This is a genomic window from Fodinicola feengrottensis, assembly GCF_010993775.1.
GTDB lineage: Bacteria > Actinomycetota > Actinomycetes > Mycobacteriales > HKI-0501 > Fodinicola > Fodinicola feengrottensis.
On record NZ_WOTO01000007.1, the window covers coordinates 76043 to 92926 of the forward strand.

Sequence of the window (16884 nt, forward strand, 5' to 3'; positions counted from 1 at the left end):
GGGTCCGGCGTGGGGGCCGCCGAGCCGGCCGCGGCCGGTAGCATCGCACCGGTCTGGCCGGGTACGGCAGGCGGTTTTCCGGGTTTCGAGGTGGACACGTCGGCGAAAATCGCTGATTTGCTGGCGTACGTGCCGGAAAAGGACCCGGATGCGAAGTTCTGGCGATCCCGGGTGCCGTTGGCGGCACGGATTCCGGCGCTGACCCAGGCTCAGGCGCAGCCCGCGTTGGACCCGCGGACCCGGGCGACGAACCTGTCGCAGGTCTACATGCCGCTGACCTCCGACCAGGCCCGCTATAACCCCTCCGACGGCACCGACTATGCGGTGACCACTCAGCATGCGGACAAGGCCGCGGAATTCCAGTACGTACGGTATGGCACCTCGGTCAACGTCTATGTGCCGCGGTTTTCCCAGTATCAGGACATTTTTAGTGGCTGGCCGGCCTCGAACGAGTCGATTACCTGCCTGCCGAACCCGGCATACGTCGACACTGCCCACCGCAACGGCGTGATCGCCCTCGGAGCGATCGGCAACCCGTACATGTCGGCTGGCGACCCGCACGGTTTCCTTGCGCAGGACGAGAGTGGCCGGTTTGTGGTGGGCGACAAACTCGTCGATCTGGCCGCTTTTTTCGGCTTCGACGGTTACTTCCTGAACTTCGAGGAGTCGGTGCCAGTCGCGCAGGTCGCGAAGATCATGGCGATGTTCGGTGCGATGAAGGCGCGTGCTTCCCAGCTGGGGCTGAAAACCTTCCACCTGCAGTGGTATGACTCGCTCGGCGTCGACGGCAACCTGTCGTACCAGAACGCGCTCACCGCGGTGAACGAAGGCTGGCTGCTGGACGGGCACTGCGACACCATCTTCCTGAACTACTGGTGGGGTCAGCCGGAGGTCGACAGCAGTGTCACGCAAGCGAAGAAGGCTGGCCTTGACCTGCTGAACTCGGCGTTTTTCGGCATCGAAATGGAAGGCGGCGGGTGGCAGGGCCAGCCGCCGGTGGACCCGACCGGATACTGGGCCAAGGCGACCGCACCGGTGCCGGCGAACGGGAGCGCGCCGGCCAAGGCGAGCGTGGCGATGTTCGACGCGGTGCAGGACACCGTTCGCTGGAGCCGACAGCAGGCGGCCGACCCGAGTGTCCCGGCCATCGCGGCGGCGACCTACGACTACGAGCGCCGGTTTTGGTCAGGTGCGGCGAAAAAATCCGGCCGCACCAGTGCCTGCGGGCGCCAACTTCGGGGCCGCGAATTTCTTCGCCGAGCGGTCGGTGATCGGCTCGGTTCCGTTCGTGACTCGATTCGGCACCGGCCAGGGCACGGCGTTCTATCTCAACGGCGACAAAGTTGGCGACGCACCTTGGTTCCATGCCGGCATCCAGGACTTGCTGCCGACCTGGCAGTGGTGGACCAAGCCGTACGCTGGCGGCAACGGCTCCGCGCTGACGGTCGACTACGACCACACGACCGCATTCACTGGCGGCAATTCGGTGACTATCTCCGGGAAGCTGGGCCCAGCGAACGGAACCGAGGTGCGGCTGTATAAGACCGCGATCTCGGTGGGTGGCTCCGCATTAACGGCCAGTCTCGTTTACCAGGCCAATGCCGGCAGCCTGGTCAGCCTGGGGCTGACTTTTCAGGACCGGGCGGGCGCCACCGAGTGGCTCCCGTTGTCCGGCGCGGTGCGCGAAAATCTCGGCAGGTGGACCCGCGCGACGGTCGACCTTGGGAGGTTCGCGAATCGTACGATCGCCGCTCTCTCGGTTGGCGTTCACAGCCGTACGGGCGTCACGACTGACTGCCTCGTACGCCTGGGGGAGCTGATCATCGACGCTCCCGGCCGCTGCCGCCCCGGACCCAAACCTTTGGGCTTCGCGCTGGAAAAGTCGGCCGTCAACTCGGCGCGTACGGCCGCCCAGTTGCGACTGACCTGGGAATTGGACAACACCGTTTGGTATTACGACATTCTCCGGCACCATCCGGGCGGCGGTTGTACGTGGCTCGGCCGGATCAGCGCTGACGCGTACCACGTCAGCGCGATGCCCCCCGCGTTGGTCAGGAAAAGATGACCAGCCTCAGCCTGCTGCCCACCGATTTCCACGGCGTACCAGGACTCGAAGCCACTCTCGACTTCCGTTGGTAGTTAGTGGAAAACAATCGCGTGGCCGGTCGCGACACTGATGCGGGCCGCTTCATGGAGGGTGAGCCAGACCTCCCATTCCATCCGGAACGGGTGGTCTTCGGGCACCGCGGCGACCCGGGCCGCTTCCGCGTCGGAAAGAGTGCCGTCGCTGGTCAAGACGACGATGCCGAGCGGCTCCGCGCAGTCCACGAGTTCGGCGAGCAACCGCTGGCTTGACCCGGTCAGGACGCTGTCCACCTCGACCGGTTCCGGGAAGTCGACCGGGACGTACGTGCCGTCGCAATCGGAGTGGTAGATCAGATGTGACGTGAAGTCCATCGCCACCTCGTCGACGAGGTCATCGTCCGCTGAGAGCTCGTCCGGGCTGGACACCGGCGGCACCGGCATTTCCAGGATGATCCGGGCGTGCACGCGGCGCAGGTAGTGGATGAGTGAGTACGAGAAACCGTCCAGCGCGGCCCGGTTTCCGGACAGCGGTGCCGGCGTTGGCTCCGCCCAGACGATGCCCTCGGTGGCCAGCCCCTCGCTGAGCAGAGCCATCGACTTTCGGGCGTACTCAACGCCTTCGTCGTCATAGCCGACGAAACTTTGTTCAAGACCAACGGTCACAGACAATCCCATGCGCGACACAGTAAAGGTGAGGACAGTGCCGGCGCGGCCCCAAAAGGGCAGACAAAAGACTCGTGTCGCCGAGCGGCGACAAGCCGAAACCGAGATCCTTTACGTCAGCCAACAAGAAGGAGCTGCCACATGAGCACGTCCACCGCCGCTGCCACGCCGCTGCACCACCCGGCCGTCGTCGAGCACCTCGCGAAGCGGGCCAGCAGCATCCAACTTCGCGTCGCGGACGCCATCACCAAGTTCGCCGGCTCGATGATGTTCGTCTACATCCACGCGATTGGCTTCGGCCTCTGGATGCTGTTCATCGAGCCCAGCCCCTGGCCCACGCTGACCCTCGTCGTGTCGCTCGAGGCGATCTTTCTGTCCACGTTTGTGATGATCGGCCAGAACCGGCAGGCCGAATTCCAGCAGATAAAGGCGGACCACGACTTCGTCGAACAGGAGTTGGAGCTCAAGACAAACACCGAGCTGACCCGCGCCATCCACGTCATGACCGAGGAACTGCACCGCCGGCTGCTGACCACGCCGGAGGAACAAAATGACCGCAACAAGAAAACGGCTCCGGACCGGAGGTCAGGAGCCGTTCACAGCTGGTGGCGGGTGTTGGGTTTGAACCAACGTAGGCTGAGCCGGCGGTTTTACAGACCGCTCCCTTTGACCACTCGGGCAACCCGCCAGGGATCTTGCGTGTTCAGTTGTCGATCTTGCCAGCACGCCCACGCCGGGTGCCCAGTGGGTCACTCGGCCCGTACGCACCGGCCTGAGGCAGGATAACGAACGTACCGGGACCGGTTGCACGCCGGCCCCGCCGTCAGTGCGAAAGGGAGTGGGTAGCGGTGGCAGACCCGTCGTTCGATGTGGTGAGCAAGGTCGACCGTCAGGAGTTCGACAATGCCCTCAACCAGGCGTCGAAGGAGCTGTCCAACCGGTTCGACTTCCGTGGTACGGGTGCGTCGGTGGCCTGGACGGGCGAGGAGGCGCTGACGATCGAAGCGTCGACGGAGGAGCGCGCGAGCGCGGCCCTGGACGTTCTCAGGGAGAAGCTGATCAAGCGTGGCATCAGCATGAAGGCGCTGGACGCCGATGAGCCAGCGGTGTCCGGGAAGATCTACAAGATCAAGGCGACGATCGTGCAGGGCATCTCGTCGGAGAACGCCAAGAAGATCGCCAAGGCCGTACGAGACGCCGGTCTCAAAGGTGTGCAGGCGCAGATCCAGGGTGACCAGCTCCGGGTGACTGGTAAGAAGAAGGACGACCTCCAGGGCGTCATCAGCCTGCTCAAAGAGGGCGACTTCGGCATCGCCCTGCAGTTCACCAACTACCGCTAGCGGTCAGCGGCGGTAGCCGGCCATTTCCTCCAGCCGGCGGATCCGCTCCGGCATGGGGGCGGGTGGGTGGAGAAGAGCGCGGTGAGGCCGCCGCCGCGGAACGGGTTGGCGATCATCAGGTGGCTGGTGGACACCAGGCTCGACTGCTCGGGCAGCGGCAGCGAGGCGGCGCCCATGTCGATCTTGCGCAGCGCGCCGGCCAGCGCCAGCGGGTCGCCGCTCAGCCGGGCGCCGTCGGCGTCCGCCTCGTACTCCCGGGAGCGGCTGATGGCCAGCTGTACGAGCCCGGCCGCGATCGGGCCGAGGATCAGCATCACCAGCCCGACCAGCGGATTTGGCCGGTCGTCGTCGCCGGAGCCGCCCATCGGGATGAACCAGGCCAGGTAGCCCAAGTACGTGATCATGCTGGCCAGCGCGCCGGCCACCGACGACGTCAGGATGTCGCGGCTGTAGACGTGCGACAGCTCGTGGCCCAGGACGGCCCGCAGCTCGCGTTTCTCCAAGACCTGCACGATGCCCTCGGTCACGCAGACGGCCGCGTGCCGAGGGCTGCGGCCGGTCGCGAAGGCGTTCGGCTGGTTCGTCGGGCTGACGTACAACCGCGGCATCGGCTGCCGGGCGGCGGTCGCCAGCTCTCGGACCATCGAGTAGTACCAGGGCGCCTGCGCCTCGCTGACCGGGTAGGCCCGCATCGACCGCAGCGCGATCTTGTCCGAGTTGAAGTAGCTGACCCCGTTCACCACCAGGGAAATCGCCAGCGCGATCAGCAATCCGGTGGTGCCGCCGAGCGCGTACCCAGCCAGCAGGATGATCCCGGACAACCCACCGAGCAACACCGCCGTCTTCAAGCCGTTGTGATGGCGGTGCACAACCCCTCCTGCGCATGTACGAAAACCCAGCGCCCGTCCAACGCCTGGCTCGTCACCGTACGTTCCCGCACGCATTATCCGCGCACCAGCACACCGCCCGCATTTCGCCATCCCGGCCCAACCCCCCCCCCCACCGCGTGCCGGTGCACCAGGCGAACGCCGTGGATACCGACGTTCTCCGCCCGGCTCAACCCGCGTACCGGCGACCCTGTGGACGCGGTGGGTACGGAGGTTCTCCGCTCGCCTTAGTCCCATCGCGTACCGGGACCACGTGGACGCCGACCCCGCCCGACCCACCCCCCACCGCGTCGGCCGTCAGGCCGACCAACTCGCGCGCCCGGGGTGCCCGCTTTTTTTGGGCGTCCCGTCCGGCGCGAGTTGACGCGCGCGGCAGGTACTGCCGCCAGAAACACTGCCGACCTTCCCCGCCCGACCCAACCCCCACCGCGTCGGCCGTCAGGCCGACCAACTCGCGCCGCCGGGGTGCCCGCTTTTTGGGCGTCCCGTCCGGCGCGAGTTGACGCGCGCGGCAGGTACTGCCGCCAGAAACACTGCCGACCTTCCCCGCCCGACCCAACCCCCACCGCGTCGGCCGTCAGGCCGACCAACTCGCGCCGCCGGGGTGCCCGCTTTTTGGGCGTCCCGTCCGGCGCGAGTTGACGCGCGCGGCAGGTACTGCCGCCATAAGCACAGACCCACCCGCCGCACGAGGGAGTAAGAGGGAATGCGACGGATGGGCCTGATCCGTGGGCGCCCTGATGGGCGCGCTATTCAGCTTTCTCTACTACAGACGCCCGAGTTGTCGAAAAGGTTGGGGCGACTTTTGCCGGGTAGTCAACTGCCTGATGGTGCATGACAAAGTGGACAGTCGGCACGAACTTCGCGCCTGTGGGCGGAATGTCTGGTTTGTCGCGAGGATGGTTCGCAAACTGGGCGAACGACGTTTCCTTGGAGGGTGTTCTGCGGATGGTGGATCTCGGGTACGAGGCTGGGAAGCCGTTTGAGCTGACCGTTGAGACGGTGGCCGAGCGGCCAGGGGTGGTGATCGCGGACTGCCGTTTCGAGAACGTCGAAGGCGAGCCGGTTGACGCGTATCTGGTGTCGCCCAAAGACGCGCCAGCGCGGGCCGGCGTGGTCTTCCAGCATTCGACTGGCGGACGGGTGGGCTTCCTGGCGGAGGCGATCCGGGTAGCCGAAGCCGGCGGGGTGGCGTTGTCGCTGCCAGTGACCTACCAGGCGTCCGGCGAGCAGGCGCCGATGATCCGGCAGTCGATTTACGCGATCCGCAGGGGTGCGGACATCCTGCTCCAGCGGACCGACCGGATCGGCTGCGTCGGGCACAGCGCGGGCGCGATGATGGCCGGCACCGTCAGTGGCCTCGACGACCGGTTCAGCTGCTTCGTTTTCGAGGTCGGGCTGTCCGGGCTGAGCTTCCACTACCGAGACAGTCAGCACCCCATGGTGCAGGCACAACGCGCGACACACACCGCCGGACGAGTTTGCCGCGCTACTGGAGTCCATAAGTCCGTACGACGCGGTGCGTTTCATCGCCGACGCGGCGCCGACCCCGTTGCTGTTCCAGTCTGCCCGGTTCGACATCGGGGTCAGCGTGGCCGAGTCGGAGACGTTCTTCGCCGCCGCTGGCGAACCCAAGGAACTGCGGTGGTACGACACTGGCCACGAGGCCAACGATCCGGCCGTCTACGCCGACCGGGCGCGGTTCCTCGCCGAGCACCTGGACCTGCCGGCCTTGCCCGAAATCCTGGCCAACCGGCTCGCCTGACGTCAGTACGCTTACTGGTGTGCGTTCCGTCGACCTGCTGGACACTCGGGATGGGCCGGTGGTCGAGATGATCGACCAGACCCTGCTGCCCGCTGAGCTGGTGATGCTGCGCTGCCGTACGCCGGTCGAGGTCACCGACGCGATCGGGCGGCTGGCCGTACGAGGTGCGCCGGCGCTCGGAGTGGCCGGCGCGATGGGCGTCGCGCTGGCCGCCTGGCATGCGACCGCGGGCATGACGGCCGAGATCGATGCGCTGCGTGATGCGCGGCCCCCCGCGGTCAACCTGGCCCGTGGCGTCGATCGGGCGGCCGGCGCGCTGGCTGGCGGCTATCCGGCCGTACGAGATGCCGCCCTGGCCTTGCGCGACGAAGAAGAGGCCGCCAGCCGCGCGATGGCGACGCGTGGCGCCGATGTGGTCGGTGAGCTGCTCGGCGACGCGCCGGCTCGGGTGCTCACGCACTGCAACAAGGGCCTGCTCGCCACCACCGGAGACGGCATCGCGCTGGCGGTCGTACGCGAAATCCATCGCCGGCAACGGCTTGCCAGCGTCGTCGTCGCCAGCGAAACCCGGCCGCTGTTGCAGGGCGCCCGGCTGACCGGCTGGGAGCTGGAGCGACTGGGCGTGCCGTACCGGATCGCGGTCGACGGCGCCGGCCCGTTCCTGCTTGCCCGTGGTGAGGCCAATGTGGTGCTGCTCGGCGCCGACCGGGTCTGCGCCAACGGCGACGTGGTCAACAAAGTCGGCACGTACGCTCATGCGCTGGGCGCGCATCGGGCTGGTGTACCGTTTCTCGTGGTCGCCCCGGAGTCCACAGTGGACCGGGACACCGCCAGTGGCGACCGAGTGTCCATTGAGGACCGCGGCGCCGCCGAGGTGCTCGGTTTTGCTGGCGTACGAGTGGCTCCAGAAGCCGCCGGCGCGATCAACCCGGCCTTCGACGTGACGCCGGCCGACCTTGTCACCGCGCTGGTCACCGACCGCTGCGTGGTTCGCTACGACCGCGGGGAGCTGCCGTGACGGCCCGGTACCAGGCCCGCTGGGTGGTGCTCGGCGACCGCGCCGGCACGGTCATCCCGGACGGCGTGGTCGACGTCGACGACTCGGGCCGTATCGAGTTTGTCGGGCCAGCCACGCACGCTCCCGTCGTCGACGGGCCGGCGACCACCCTGGGCGGGGCTTTGTTGCCTGGCCTGGTGAACACTCACTGCCACGCGCCGATGACGCTCTTTCGGGGCGTTGGCGAGGGTTTGCCGCTGGAGCGCTGGCTGCGGGACGTGATGTGGCCGCGGGAGAGCCGCCTGACTCCCGACGACGTTTATGCCGGGATGGCGTTGGCCAGCGCGGAAATGCTGCGGTGCGGGGTCACCACCAGCTCGGAGATGTATTTCCATCCGGACGCGATGATCGCCGCCAGCACGGATTCCGGTGCCCGGCTGGTGGCGGCCGCCCCGCTGCTCGCGCCGCCCGGTACCGCTCAGCTGTCCATATTGGACGGTCAGCTGGCGGCCGCGCTCGATCACGCGGTGCGCTACGCGAAAGATGAGCGAGTGCGTGCGGATCGCACTGGGTCCACATTCGGCTTACACCGTGCCCATCCCGTTCCTCGCGACCGTCGCGGAACAGGCCCAAGCGGCCGATCTTTTGGTGCACATCCACGTGGCCGAGACGCAGAACGAGGACGCCGAGCTGCGCGAGACGTACGGGACGAGTTCGCCGCAGGTGCTGGCTGACCATGGCGTCCTCGAGGCCCAGCTGATCGCCGCGCACGCGGTGTGGCTCTCTGACGAGGATGTCGAGATCTTCCGCCGCCACGACGTGTCGGTCGCGCATTGCCCCAGCAGCAACGCCAAACTCGCGTCCGGCATCGCCAGAGTGCCAGTCTTTTCGGCCGCGGGACTACGGGTTGGCCTGGGCACCGACGGCCCGGCGTCCAACAACACCCTTGATTTGTGGCACGAGATCCGGCTTGCCAGCCAGTTGGCGAAACTGTCCACAATGGACGCGACCGCGCTGCCGGCGGCGGAGGCGTTCTGGATGGCCAGTGGTGGCGGGGCGGCGGCCGCGCTCGGCCTGGACGACATCGGGATTCTGGAGGCCGGTCGATGGGCCGACCTCGTCCACCTGGACACCGAGGACTCCGCGTTCGTCCCGATCGAGACTCCCACCGACGTCATCACGCATCTCGTCTGGTCGGCCGGCAGTCGGCACGTACGGGACACCTGGGTGGCCGGCCGTCAGGTGGTCGCCGACGGGGTCTGTCGTACGCTCGATGTGGCCCAGCTCCGCGCGGATGTCCAGGTCAGAGCCCTTCGATTGGCCCAGTGATGTGACTTGTGTCACAAAGAGAACCGGCAACCGGGTCTTCGCGGCGAGCGTCTTTCTAAGTGCAAGGGTTTACCGGCGGCGGCCTGAGGCGGACCAAGAATCCTCCTTTAGTCAGTAGGGGTCACCGCCCATAGATGGATGTTTTTCCACTTCGGGGCAACCATCATCAATGAAGTGGCAACGGTGGGAGAGGGCATGACGGGGGTAGCGACCGGCGTACGTCGGCGAACGACGGTGCGATTCGCACCGGTGCAGCGACGGGCTCCGGGTGTCCGCCCAGTGGTCCGGATGATCGACAGCAGCCTGGTCGCGGTACCGGTTCGTCGCGAGTCACCGTTCGAGATCGCGGCCAAGCGGCAGTTGCGTGAAGCGTTGGTCGTCGGCCGCAGTTGGGCCGCGGTGATCGCGGCTTCGGCCGCGTTGGTGGCGGTCCTTCTGCAGCTGTACATGTCGGACGAGGTCGCCGCGGTTGTCCTGGTGCCCGAATGGGTTCCGTCGGTGGCTGTCCTCATTGGACTGTTGGCCGCGCTGGCGGTGCGGTCGGCCGGTCGGCTGCTGCTGCCGCGGCGGTTCGTCGTCGGCTTCGGTTGGTTGTCTGCCGGTCTGCTGGCCTGGTCGGCCGGCTGTCTGTCTGTGCACGACGCGCTCCGGGTCGCGCACGCGGCGCCGATGGCGATGGTCTGGAACGGCCTGCTGGCGCACGGGCTGGCCCTGCTCGCGGCGATGTTGCTCGCGGTGCGGACGTACCGCTTCCAGCGTACGACCCGAGGTCGCTGAGGTCTTAGCGTACGAAACCGGGCGGATCCCTTAGCGGGGTCCGCCCGGTTTTTGTCTGTCTACGCTGGGACGATCCAGAGATCGGGGACGATCCGCTGGAGCGCGGTCGCGGCGCTCTTGTCGGTGAGGACCGGCCAGCCGCGTTTGCTGCCCAGGTAAGCGACGTGGGCCGCGGTGGTGTCACCCTCGGCCAGGTTGTAGAACTGGTTCATCGCGTCGGACGGCACCTCGGCCCGGTCGTGCAGCCAGGTGGCCGGCTCGGAGAGCAGTCGGGCCAGCGCCGGACCGCCGTTGGGGCGGGCGTCGTACGCGTCGTAGAGGGCGCTGTCGGGGACAAGCAGAGTCAGCGCGTGCGTGCGGGCGACTCGGAGCACGGACTCGGCATAGACGGTTCTGTCGGCGAATGAAGTCAGAGCGGCAACGTTGAGGATCCAACCACCAATATGACCGATCGATCACTCCGCCCCCATCCGCATGGTTCCTCCGACGGTCAGCAGCTCGATTTCACCTGTGCTGTGTAGCCGCACACGCGGCGAGCACGCTTGTAAGCCTAGAGTGCCGGACCGCCTTCGGAGAAGGGTAGGGACCATGACGCGCCGTGAGTCCGCGTGATAGTGGGTCGCATCCACCTCACGGAAAGTAATCGCTGGTAGATGCGTTGTTTTGCTCGTTTTGGTATGGACCTGATGTAGCCTTACTTGCGACTTAACCGACATTCTTCGCGAGTGGGAGGCGCCTCGAAATCACTGTCCACTGTGGGCCGTCAGATATGGGACGTTTGCCTGGTCTAGCCTCTCAACCGAACGGCTGAAGCCGCTTGCGCGGCCTTCCATTCATGCGAAGATGAGAGTCGGCCAGGGAATACCCGGGCAGCTTGATGGATCCTCGCGCGGTGGTGGCCGTGCGTAACCGGTGGGGGCACGACAGATGACAGCAACTGTGCGGAGGTGGTGGTAGCGGTGGCCTCAGCAGTCGTGGCGTTCGTTGCTCTCGGCGTCGTCGCCGGCTCGTTGGCCGTGGTACTGATATCACATGCGTCTGCTTCGGTCGCAGACTCGGCTGACAACGCGCCAGCACTACCCGACGGTGTCAGCTGGAATGCGTTGGTTGATCAACCGGCTGGTAACGGCTGGAACTAACGACTATGTAACAAAGCGGAAACCTGGGTCGGGAGCTCCTATGATCGCGCCTCAGCCGAGGGACTCTGCGAGTCGTTCTCGCCTTTGGATGCTGTTTGCGCTGGACGGCGTGTTGGCCGTCATTACTATCGGCGTGCTGGCCGGGCGGTACGAAACGGCAGGACTGCCGTTGGGGTCGCCCATCCTGGTCGCGGTCCTGACTCTCGTTTTCCTCGTCTGCGAGAGCACTCAGATCCACCTGCAGTTGCGCAGACAGGTGCAGTCTTTTTCGCTCTCCGAAGTTGCCTTGGTTATCGGGCTGTTCACCCTCCCCGCCAGCTGGCATCCTGGTTGCGCGGATAGTCGCCATCCTCATCTTGTTCACGGTGCGACGCGCGTCGGTAATGAAGTCCGTCTACAACGGGCTCTCGTACGCTGCTGAGGTCGCGATCGCCGTTCTGGTATTCGACCGGATAGATCAGCACGATCCGACGAGCTGGAGCGGTTGGCTCGCCGCGTTTGCCAGCGGCGGCGCTGCGATGGGGTTTGGCTTCTGTTCAGTAGTGGCGGTGATCTGCGTAGTCCAGGGCGTAACTCCGGGCGCTCACGTGCTCCGCACCCTCTTGTACTCCGCGGTGACTGGTGCTCTCAACGTGGCGACCGCTTTGGTCGTTTTGATTGTCCTGTCGGTCAATCCCTACGCCCTGTCGCTGTTGTTCGTACTCGGGGCTGTACTTGTAGTCGGATATAGGACTTTCGCGCGATTTCTTCGGCAGAATAAGAACCTGTCTGATCTGTACGATTTCACCACGGTTGTGGCCGCTGCCCGCAACGAGGCGCGATAGCAGACGTGTTGCTCACGCGAGCGCGAGAATTGCTGAACGCGGAGAGCGCCACTCTCTGGATCCCGGCTGAGCGGCGATATCCGGAAGTGCGGCTCACGGCTCGCATTGACGCCAATGGCGTCGTCGACGAGGTCGCTGACGAATCGACTCAGACAGACGCGATCGAAAGACATGTGCTTCAACAAGGAGAAACCCTGTATATAGCCCCTCGCCATCGTTCTGCTGAGGAGGCGCTTCAAGGACCGATTGCGGCGCGAGGGGTCCGTGACATCATCGCGGTTCCGCTGCGGTCGGGCGATGCGGTCGTGGGCTGTTTTGAGGTGGTCAACCGGCTCGGTGATCTTGAGTACTTCAAGCGCGAAGACGTACGGTTGATGGAGACGTTGGCTGCGCACGCCGCTGTCGCGGTCGAGAATTCCAGGTTGATTGATCGGTTGCGGCACGACGCGTACCACGATGCGTTGACCGGGTTGCCGAACCGGCGGCGGTTGACGTCCGCGATCACCGAGGCGTTGGGTGTGCAACCGGCGCCGGGCGAGGCTGTGGCGCTGCTTTTCCTGGATCTGGCTGGATTCCGCGAGGTCAACGAAACGCTCGGCCATGACGTGGGCGACAAGTTGCTCGCCGAGGTGGGCAGCCGGTTGTCCGCGCGGGCACCGGACGGCGCGCTGGTGGCCAGGGTCGGCGGCGACGAGTTCGCCATTCTGTTGAGAGTGGACGGTAGTGACAGTGCGGTGGCGACGGCGGTGGCACTGCAGTACGTCCTCACCGAAGCCAGCGGTACGGACGGGGTGCCGTTCGACATCACCAGCTCGGTCGGTGTCGCGCTCTATCCCGACCACGCGTCGGACGCGAACGGCTTGCTGCAACGGGCCGAGGTGGCGCAGCGGGAAGCGGTCAAGAACCCGCGGGGCGTACAGATCTACAGCGCCGCCCTGGAGTCCCGGAGCGTGGCGCGGATTGGCCTCGCCGGCGACCTGCGCCGGGGGCGATCGAGTCCGGCTCGCTGAGCACCCATTTCCAGCCCAAGGTGGCGCTGTCGAACGACGCGCTCGTGGGTGTCGAGGCGCTCGTACGCTGGAACCACCCGGACCGGGGCCTGGTCTCGGCGACCGACATCATCCCGGTCGCGGAGAATTCCGGCCTGATCGTGGCGCTGACGATCGAGGTGCTCAGTCAGTCCCTCACGCAGCTGGCCACCTGGCGGGCCGAGGGGCGGCAGATCGACCTCGCGGTCAACCTGTCGCCGCGCTGCCTGAGCGATGTGGACTTCCCGGTAGAGGTCGCCGCGCTCCTCGAAGAGCACGCGATCGACCCCGCGCACCTGACTTTGGAGATCACCGAGGGCGGCCTCGCCTCCGACGCCGAGCGGCCGCTGCCGGGCCTGCAGTCGCTGCGAGACCAGGGCATCCGGCTCTCTCTCGACGACTTCGGCACCGGCTTCTCGTCCCTGTCGTACTTGCGCCACCTGCCGGTCGACGAACTCAAGATCGACAAGTCGTTCGTACTCAACATGGCCACCGACGCCAGCGACCTCGCGATCGTACGGTCGATCGTCGACCTCGCCCGGCACCTCGGCATCACTGTGGTGGCCGAAGGCGTTGAGACCGAGATGACCCTCAACCTCCTGCGCGACATCGGCTGCGACATCGCGCAGGGCTTCCTGTTCTCCCGGCCGCTGCCGCCGGAGCGGCTCGACTCCTGGATGGCGGCCCGTACCGAACCCACCGGCGAAGGAGCCCTGCGCGGCCTGCGCGTCGTCCGGCTCTGAACTACCGGAACCCGTTTCACAGCACCCAAGGCCGCCGTGTACGCTCTAACTCGGTTCGGAAGCAGTCGGTCCGCGACCAAGACTGGCCCCTTTAGCTCAGTCGGCAGAGCGTCTCCATGGTAAGGAGAAGGTCTACGGTTCGATTCCGTAAAGGGGCTCCAAGCGAGCCGCAGCTCGTTGCGGCGGTGTAGCTCAGATGGTAGAGCAAGCGGCTCATAATCGCTGTGTCGCCGGTTCAAGTCCGGCCACCGCTACCGTGATTGGTGACGTGTGTCCGCGGAGAGCGCGGACCTGGTCACGTTCGCATTGCCCTGGGGGCGGGGCCCTCAGACCCCGCCCCGGGGGCAAGCCCCCGGACCCCCCGATGTGCTGAGTCTGGCAGTGGGTGGCGCGTTCGCGCCGGGGCTGGGTTCCGTCCCTGTGGTGGCGTTCGCGTTTGTATGGTGACCGTTCCTGTGGTTGCGTCCGTCCGCATGGTGACCGTCTCTATGGTTGTGGTCCGTCTGGCGTCCGGGTGGGGCGTACGTGGTGACGGTGTTGACGTAAGATGGAGGGCTGTGCGGTCGTTCTGGCCGGACAGCTATCCTGATTGATAGTCCGTGTTGATGTGCGCCTGAGGTCCCTCGGCGTACGCCCTGATGTGAAAGAGGCTCTGCGCCGTGGCTTCCACCGACGTCCGCCCGAAGATCACGATGGCTTGTGTGGAGTGCAAGAACCGCAACTACATCACCAAGAAGAACCGTCGCAACGACCCCGACCGCATGGAGCTGCAGAAGTTCTGCCCCAACTGCGGCAAGCACACCGCGCACCGCGAGACCCGCTAGCCGCCAGTGACTGACGAGGTCGTCGGCCGGACGTACGAGAGCGACCGGCCCTATCTGGTCAGTGCGGAGAAGATTGCCGAGTTCGCGGCCGCCATGGGCGACCCGAACCCGGCTTTCGGCGATTCGGCGGCTGCCACCAAGCTGGGTCATCCGGACGTGGTCGCTCCACCGACCTTCGTCACGGTGATCAGCTTCGGTGCGCTGAACCAGGTGATCGCCGATCTGGGCCTGCGTCTGCATCGGCTGTTGCACGGCGACCAGCGGTTCGTCCATCACCGCCCGATCGTGGCCGGTGACCGGCTGGTCAGCCGTACCAGTATTGAGAGCCTGCGCCGCATTTCCGGCGCCGAGATCTACACGGTGAAGACCGAGGTGTCCACTGTGGATGGTGCGGCGGGCGGTCACCTCCGCGACCGCCACGCTGCTGCACCGGCCCGAGGAGTCCGAGTGACCGCCGAGATCCCGCAGCGCCAGTTCACCGTCACCCGGGCCGACCTGGTCCGCTACGCCGGCGCGTCCGGCGACTTCAACCCGATCCACTGGAACGACCGCGCCGCTCGGGCGCTGGGTCTTCCGGGGGTGATCGCGCACGGCATGTACACGATGGCGGTGGCCGCTCGTACGCTCACCGACTGGGCCGGCGACCCGGCCGCCGTCAGTGAGTACGCGGTGAAGTTCTCCAGCCTCGTAGAGGTCCCTGACGACGACACCGGCACGACCTTGACGGTCTCGGCCAAGGTGACCAAGGAACTCGACGACGGCCGCGTCCAGGTCGACCTCACGGTCACCGTCGACGGCGAGAAGGTCCTCAACCGGGCCCGCGCACTCGTACGCCCGCCCGTCTAACTCGAACCCGGCCGACCGCATCGACGCGATGCGTGCGTTTGGCGCACATCGCGTCGATGCGGCAAAGTTCGGCGCTCCTAGTTGATGCCTTCCATTCGCTGCACGATTGCCGGAGTCGCCAAGTAGAGCAGCACTCCGACCGCGATCGCACCCACGCCAATCGCGCCGAAGTAGAAAACTTCGGTGCTGGCCTGGTAAAAGCCGACCACCTGGGCGCTGATGCCCTGGGCGGCCGCGTCGGACAGGAACCACAGGCCCATCGTCTGTGAGGCGAAGGCGGCCGGTGCCAGCCGGGTGGTGGTGGACAGGCCGACCGGCGAGACCAGCATTTCCGCGACGATGACGATGAAGTAGCTGCCCACCAGCCAGAACGGGCTCACCTTGACGGTCGTCCCGTACAGCAGCCCAGGCACCGTCATGAGGATGTACGACAACCCGGCGATCGCCACACCGTACGCGAACTTGTGCGGTGTCGACGGCTGCCGGCTGCCGAGTTTTGTCCACGCCCAAGCGAAAATCGGGGCGAGCACAATGACCCAGAGCGGTGATGCTCTGGAAGAAAGACGGCAGCAGGGTGATGCCGAACGCGTGCAGGTCAGTACGTTGGTCGGCGAAGATCGCCAGCACCACCGAGCCCTGCTCCTCGATCAGCCAGAAAACTACCGACGTGACGAAAAGCGGGATATATGCCCAAAGTCGCGACTTCTCCACCGCGCTCGTACGCGGACTTCTGAGCATGACGGTGAAATACGCGATCGGGAGCAGGATGCTCAGCACGCTGACAACGTTCACCAGTAAACCGACTGTCAACAGCCGGAAGAAGCCAGCGATCGCGATCAGCACGATCAGCGCACACAGGCCGATCCCGATGTTGCGGAACACCGAACCACGGTTTTCCGCTGTCAGCGGGCTGATCGGGTGGGCGCTCGCGCTGCCCAGCAGGCGTCGGCTGAGGGTGTACGTGACCAGGCCCAGTGCCATCCCGACCGCCGCGCAGATGAAGCCGACGTGGAAATTCGTCGCGCCGTACACCGCGCCGACACCAGTGGCGCGAGGAACGCGCCGGCGTTGATGCCGATGTAGAAAATGCTGAACCCGGCATCCCGGCGCTGGTCTTTCTTGTCGTACAGGTCACCGACCACTTTGGACACGTTGGTCTTGAGCAGACCGGTGCCGATGATGATGAGAAGCAGGGCGATATAGAGCGCCGGCTGCCCGCCGCCGGGGATCGATAGCGTGATGTGGCCGAGCATGATGATGACGCCACCGGTCAGCACCGAACGCTGGTTGCCCAGCAGCCGGTCCGCGACCCAGCCACCCAGCACCTGGCTCATGTAGATCATCGCGCCGTAGATCGACACCAGCGCGGCCGCGGTGGCCTTCGGGATCGCGAGGCCGCCCTGGGTGGTCTCGTAGTACATATAGAAAAGCAGGATCGCTTTCATGCCGTAATAAGAAAAACGTTCCCAGAACTCGGTGCTGAACAATGTCGCCAGCCCAAGCGGCTGGCCGAAGAAACGGGTGTCGCGAGGGGCGGATTCCGCCGTCGGCGCGCTCACAGGTGTGACCTCGTTCGTCGCTGGATGTCAGATCCTCCGGACCCTAGTGCTGGCAGTCGCAGCGGGGGCCTGGAAAGG

At 66.0% G+C, this 16884-nt stretch carries 14 protein-coding genes, 3 tRNA genes and 4 pseudogenes; 16 read left to right on the forward strand and 5 right to left on the reverse strand.

Features of this window, described 5'->3' with window-relative positions; translation table 11 throughout:
- Positions 1–9 precede the first annotated feature (9 nt).
- On the forward strand, positions 10–1542 hold the full coding sequence (locus tag GNX96_RS08370; RefSeq protein WP_279579797.1) for an endo-beta-N-acetylglucosaminidase: 1533 nt from the start codon (positions 10–12) through the stop codon (positions 1540–1542).
- Positions 1529–2065 (forward strand): hypothetical protein, encoded by a 537-nt coding sequence (locus GNX96_RS08375; RefSeq protein WP_163567625.1) that lies wholly within the window; start codon positions 1529–1531, stop codon positions 2063–2065. The genes GNX96_RS08370 and GNX96_RS08375 overlap by 14 nt, the downstream gene beginning before the upstream one ends.
- A 74-nt stretch (positions 2066–2139) precedes the next feature.
- Here GNX96_RS08375 and GNX96_RS08380 read toward each other — a convergent pair whose 3' ends face one another.
- Positions 2140–2748 (reverse strand): hypothetical protein, encoded by a 609-nt coding sequence (locus GNX96_RS08380; RefSeq protein WP_163567626.1) that lies wholly within the window; start codon positions 2746–2748, stop codon positions 2140–2142.
- A gap of 306 nt (positions 2749–3054) precedes the next feature.
- On the opposite strand from GNX96_RS08380, the pseudogene GNX96_RS50195 reads away from it, so the two are divergent.
- Positions 3055–3210 (forward strand): annotated as a pseudogene (locus GNX96_RS50195) (DUF1003 domain-containing protein); the annotation flags it as partial.
- A 141-nt stretch (positions 3211–3351) separates the two neighbouring features.
- Here the strand turns inward: GNX96_RS50195 and GNX96_RS08390 are convergent.
- A tRNA-Tyr gene (locus GNX96_RS08390) sits at positions 3352–3436 on the reverse strand.
- Positions 3437–3596: 160 nt separating this feature from the next.
- Between GNX96_RS08390 and GNX96_RS08395 the strand changes: the two genes are divergently transcribed.
- Complete coding sequence (locus GNX96_RS08395) at positions 3597–4088, forward strand: YajQ family cyclic di-GMP-binding protein (protein WP_163567627.1); 492 nt, start codon at positions 3597–3599, stop codon at positions 4086–4088.
- Between the two features lie 3 nt (positions 4089–4091).
- On the opposite strand, the pseudogene htpX reads toward GNX96_RS08395, so the two are convergent.
- Positions 4092–4957, reverse strand: a pseudogene (gene htpX, locus GNX96_RS08400) (zinc metalloprotease HtpX).
- 948 nt (positions 4958–5905) lie between these two features.
- Here htpX and GNX96_RS08405 point away from each other — a divergent pair.
- The 5 genes and pseudogenes from GNX96_RS08405 (at position 5906) to GNX96_RS08420 (ending at position 9843) form a co-directional block, all read left to right on the forward strand.
- A complete protein-coding gene (locus GNX96_RS08405) occupies positions 5906–6811 on the forward strand; it encodes an alpha/beta hydrolase family protein (RefSeq protein WP_163567628.1) in 906 nt (301 codons plus the stop codon).
- The gene (mtnA, locus tag GNX96_RS08410; protein ID WP_163567629.1) at positions 6760–7758 is read left to right on the forward strand and encodes an S-methyl-5-thioribose-1-phosphate isomerase; all 999 of its coding nucleotides are present in this window, start codon (positions 6760–6762) and stop codon (positions 7756–7758) included. Before GNX96_RS08405 ends, mtnA begins: the two co-directional genes overlap by 52 nt.
- Before the next feature lie 65 nt (positions 7759–7823).
- Positions 7824–8252 (forward strand): annotated as a pseudogene (locus tag GNX96_RS67090) (amidohydrolase family protein); the annotation flags it as partial.
- Between the two features lie 76 nt (positions 8253–8328).
- Positions 8329–9066, forward strand: a complete 738-nt coding sequence (locus GNX96_RS50205) for an amidohydrolase family protein (protein ID WP_279579798.1) — start codon at positions 8329–8331, stop codon at positions 9064–9066.
- A gap of 195 nt (positions 9067–9261) precedes the next feature.
- Positions 9262–9843 (forward strand): hypothetical protein, encoded by a 582-nt coding sequence (locus GNX96_RS08420; protein ID WP_279579799.1) that lies wholly within the window; start codon positions 9262–9264, stop codon positions 9841–9843.
- Positions 9844–9902: 59 nt separating this feature from the next.
- Here GNX96_RS08420 and GNX96_RS08425 read toward each other — a convergent pair whose 3' ends face one another.
- Positions 9903–10217, reverse strand: coding sequence for a hypothetical protein (locus GNX96_RS08425; RefSeq protein WP_163567631.1), 315 nt, complete (start codon positions 10215–10217; stop codon positions 9903–9905).
- Positions 10218–11365: 1148 nt separating this feature from the next.
- On the opposite strand from GNX96_RS08425, the gene GNX96_RS08430 reads away from it, so the two are divergent.
- The 7 genes from GNX96_RS08430 (at position 11366) to GNX96_RS08460 (ending at position 15247) form a co-directional block, all read left to right on the forward strand.
- Complete coding sequence (locus GNX96_RS08430) at positions 11366–11806, forward strand: hypothetical protein (protein ID WP_163567632.1); 441 nt, start codon at positions 11366–11368, stop codon at positions 11804–11806.
- A 5-nt stretch (positions 11807–11811) separates the two neighbouring features.
- Positions 11812–12816, forward strand: coding sequence for a sensor domain-containing diguanylate cyclase (locus tag GNX96_RS08435; RefSeq protein ID WP_279579800.1), 1005 nt, complete (start codon positions 11812–11814; stop codon positions 12814–12816).
- Between the two features lie 20 nt (positions 12817–12836).
- Complete coding sequence (locus GNX96_RS08440) at positions 12837–13577, forward strand: EAL domain-containing protein (protein ID WP_279579801.1); 741 nt, start codon at positions 12837–12839, stop codon at positions 13575–13577.
- Between the two features lie 85 nt (positions 13578–13662).
- Positions 13663–13738 (forward strand) — tRNA-Thr (locus GNX96_RS08445).
- Between the two features lie 20 nt (positions 13739–13758).
- A tRNA-Met gene (locus GNX96_RS08450) sits at positions 13759–13831 on the forward strand.
- 405 nt (positions 13832–14236) lie between these two features.
- The gene (gene rpmG / locus GNX96_RS08455; RefSeq protein WP_163567634.1) at positions 14237–14401 is read left to right on the forward strand and encodes a 50S ribosomal protein L33; all 165 of its coding nucleotides are present in this window, start codon (positions 14237–14239) and stop codon (positions 14399–14401) included.
- A 6-nt stretch (positions 14402–14407) separates the two neighbouring features.
- On the forward strand, positions 14408–15247 hold the full coding sequence (locus GNX96_RS08460) for an FAS1-like dehydratase domain-containing protein (protein ID WP_163567635.1): 840 nt from the start codon (positions 14408–14410) through the stop codon (positions 15245–15247).
- A gap of 77 nt (positions 15248–15324) precedes the next feature.
- On the opposite strand, the pseudogene GNX96_RS62910 reads toward GNX96_RS08460, so the two are convergent.
- A pseudogene (locus GNX96_RS62910) lies at positions 15325–16806 on the reverse strand (peptide MFS transporter).
- Positions 16807–16884: the final 78 nt, after the last annotated feature.

What these genes read in the sequence shown, in the direction of transcription:
- GNX96_RS08430 (WP_163567632.1), top strand. Translation starts at nt 11,366, where the DNA reads ATGAAGTCCGTCTACAACGGGCTCTCGTACGCTGCTGAGGTCGCGATC.
- GNX96_RS08420 (WP_279579799.1), top strand. Translation starts at nt 9,262, where the DNA reads ATGACGGGGGTAGCGACCGGCGTACGTCGGCGAACGACGGTGCGATTC.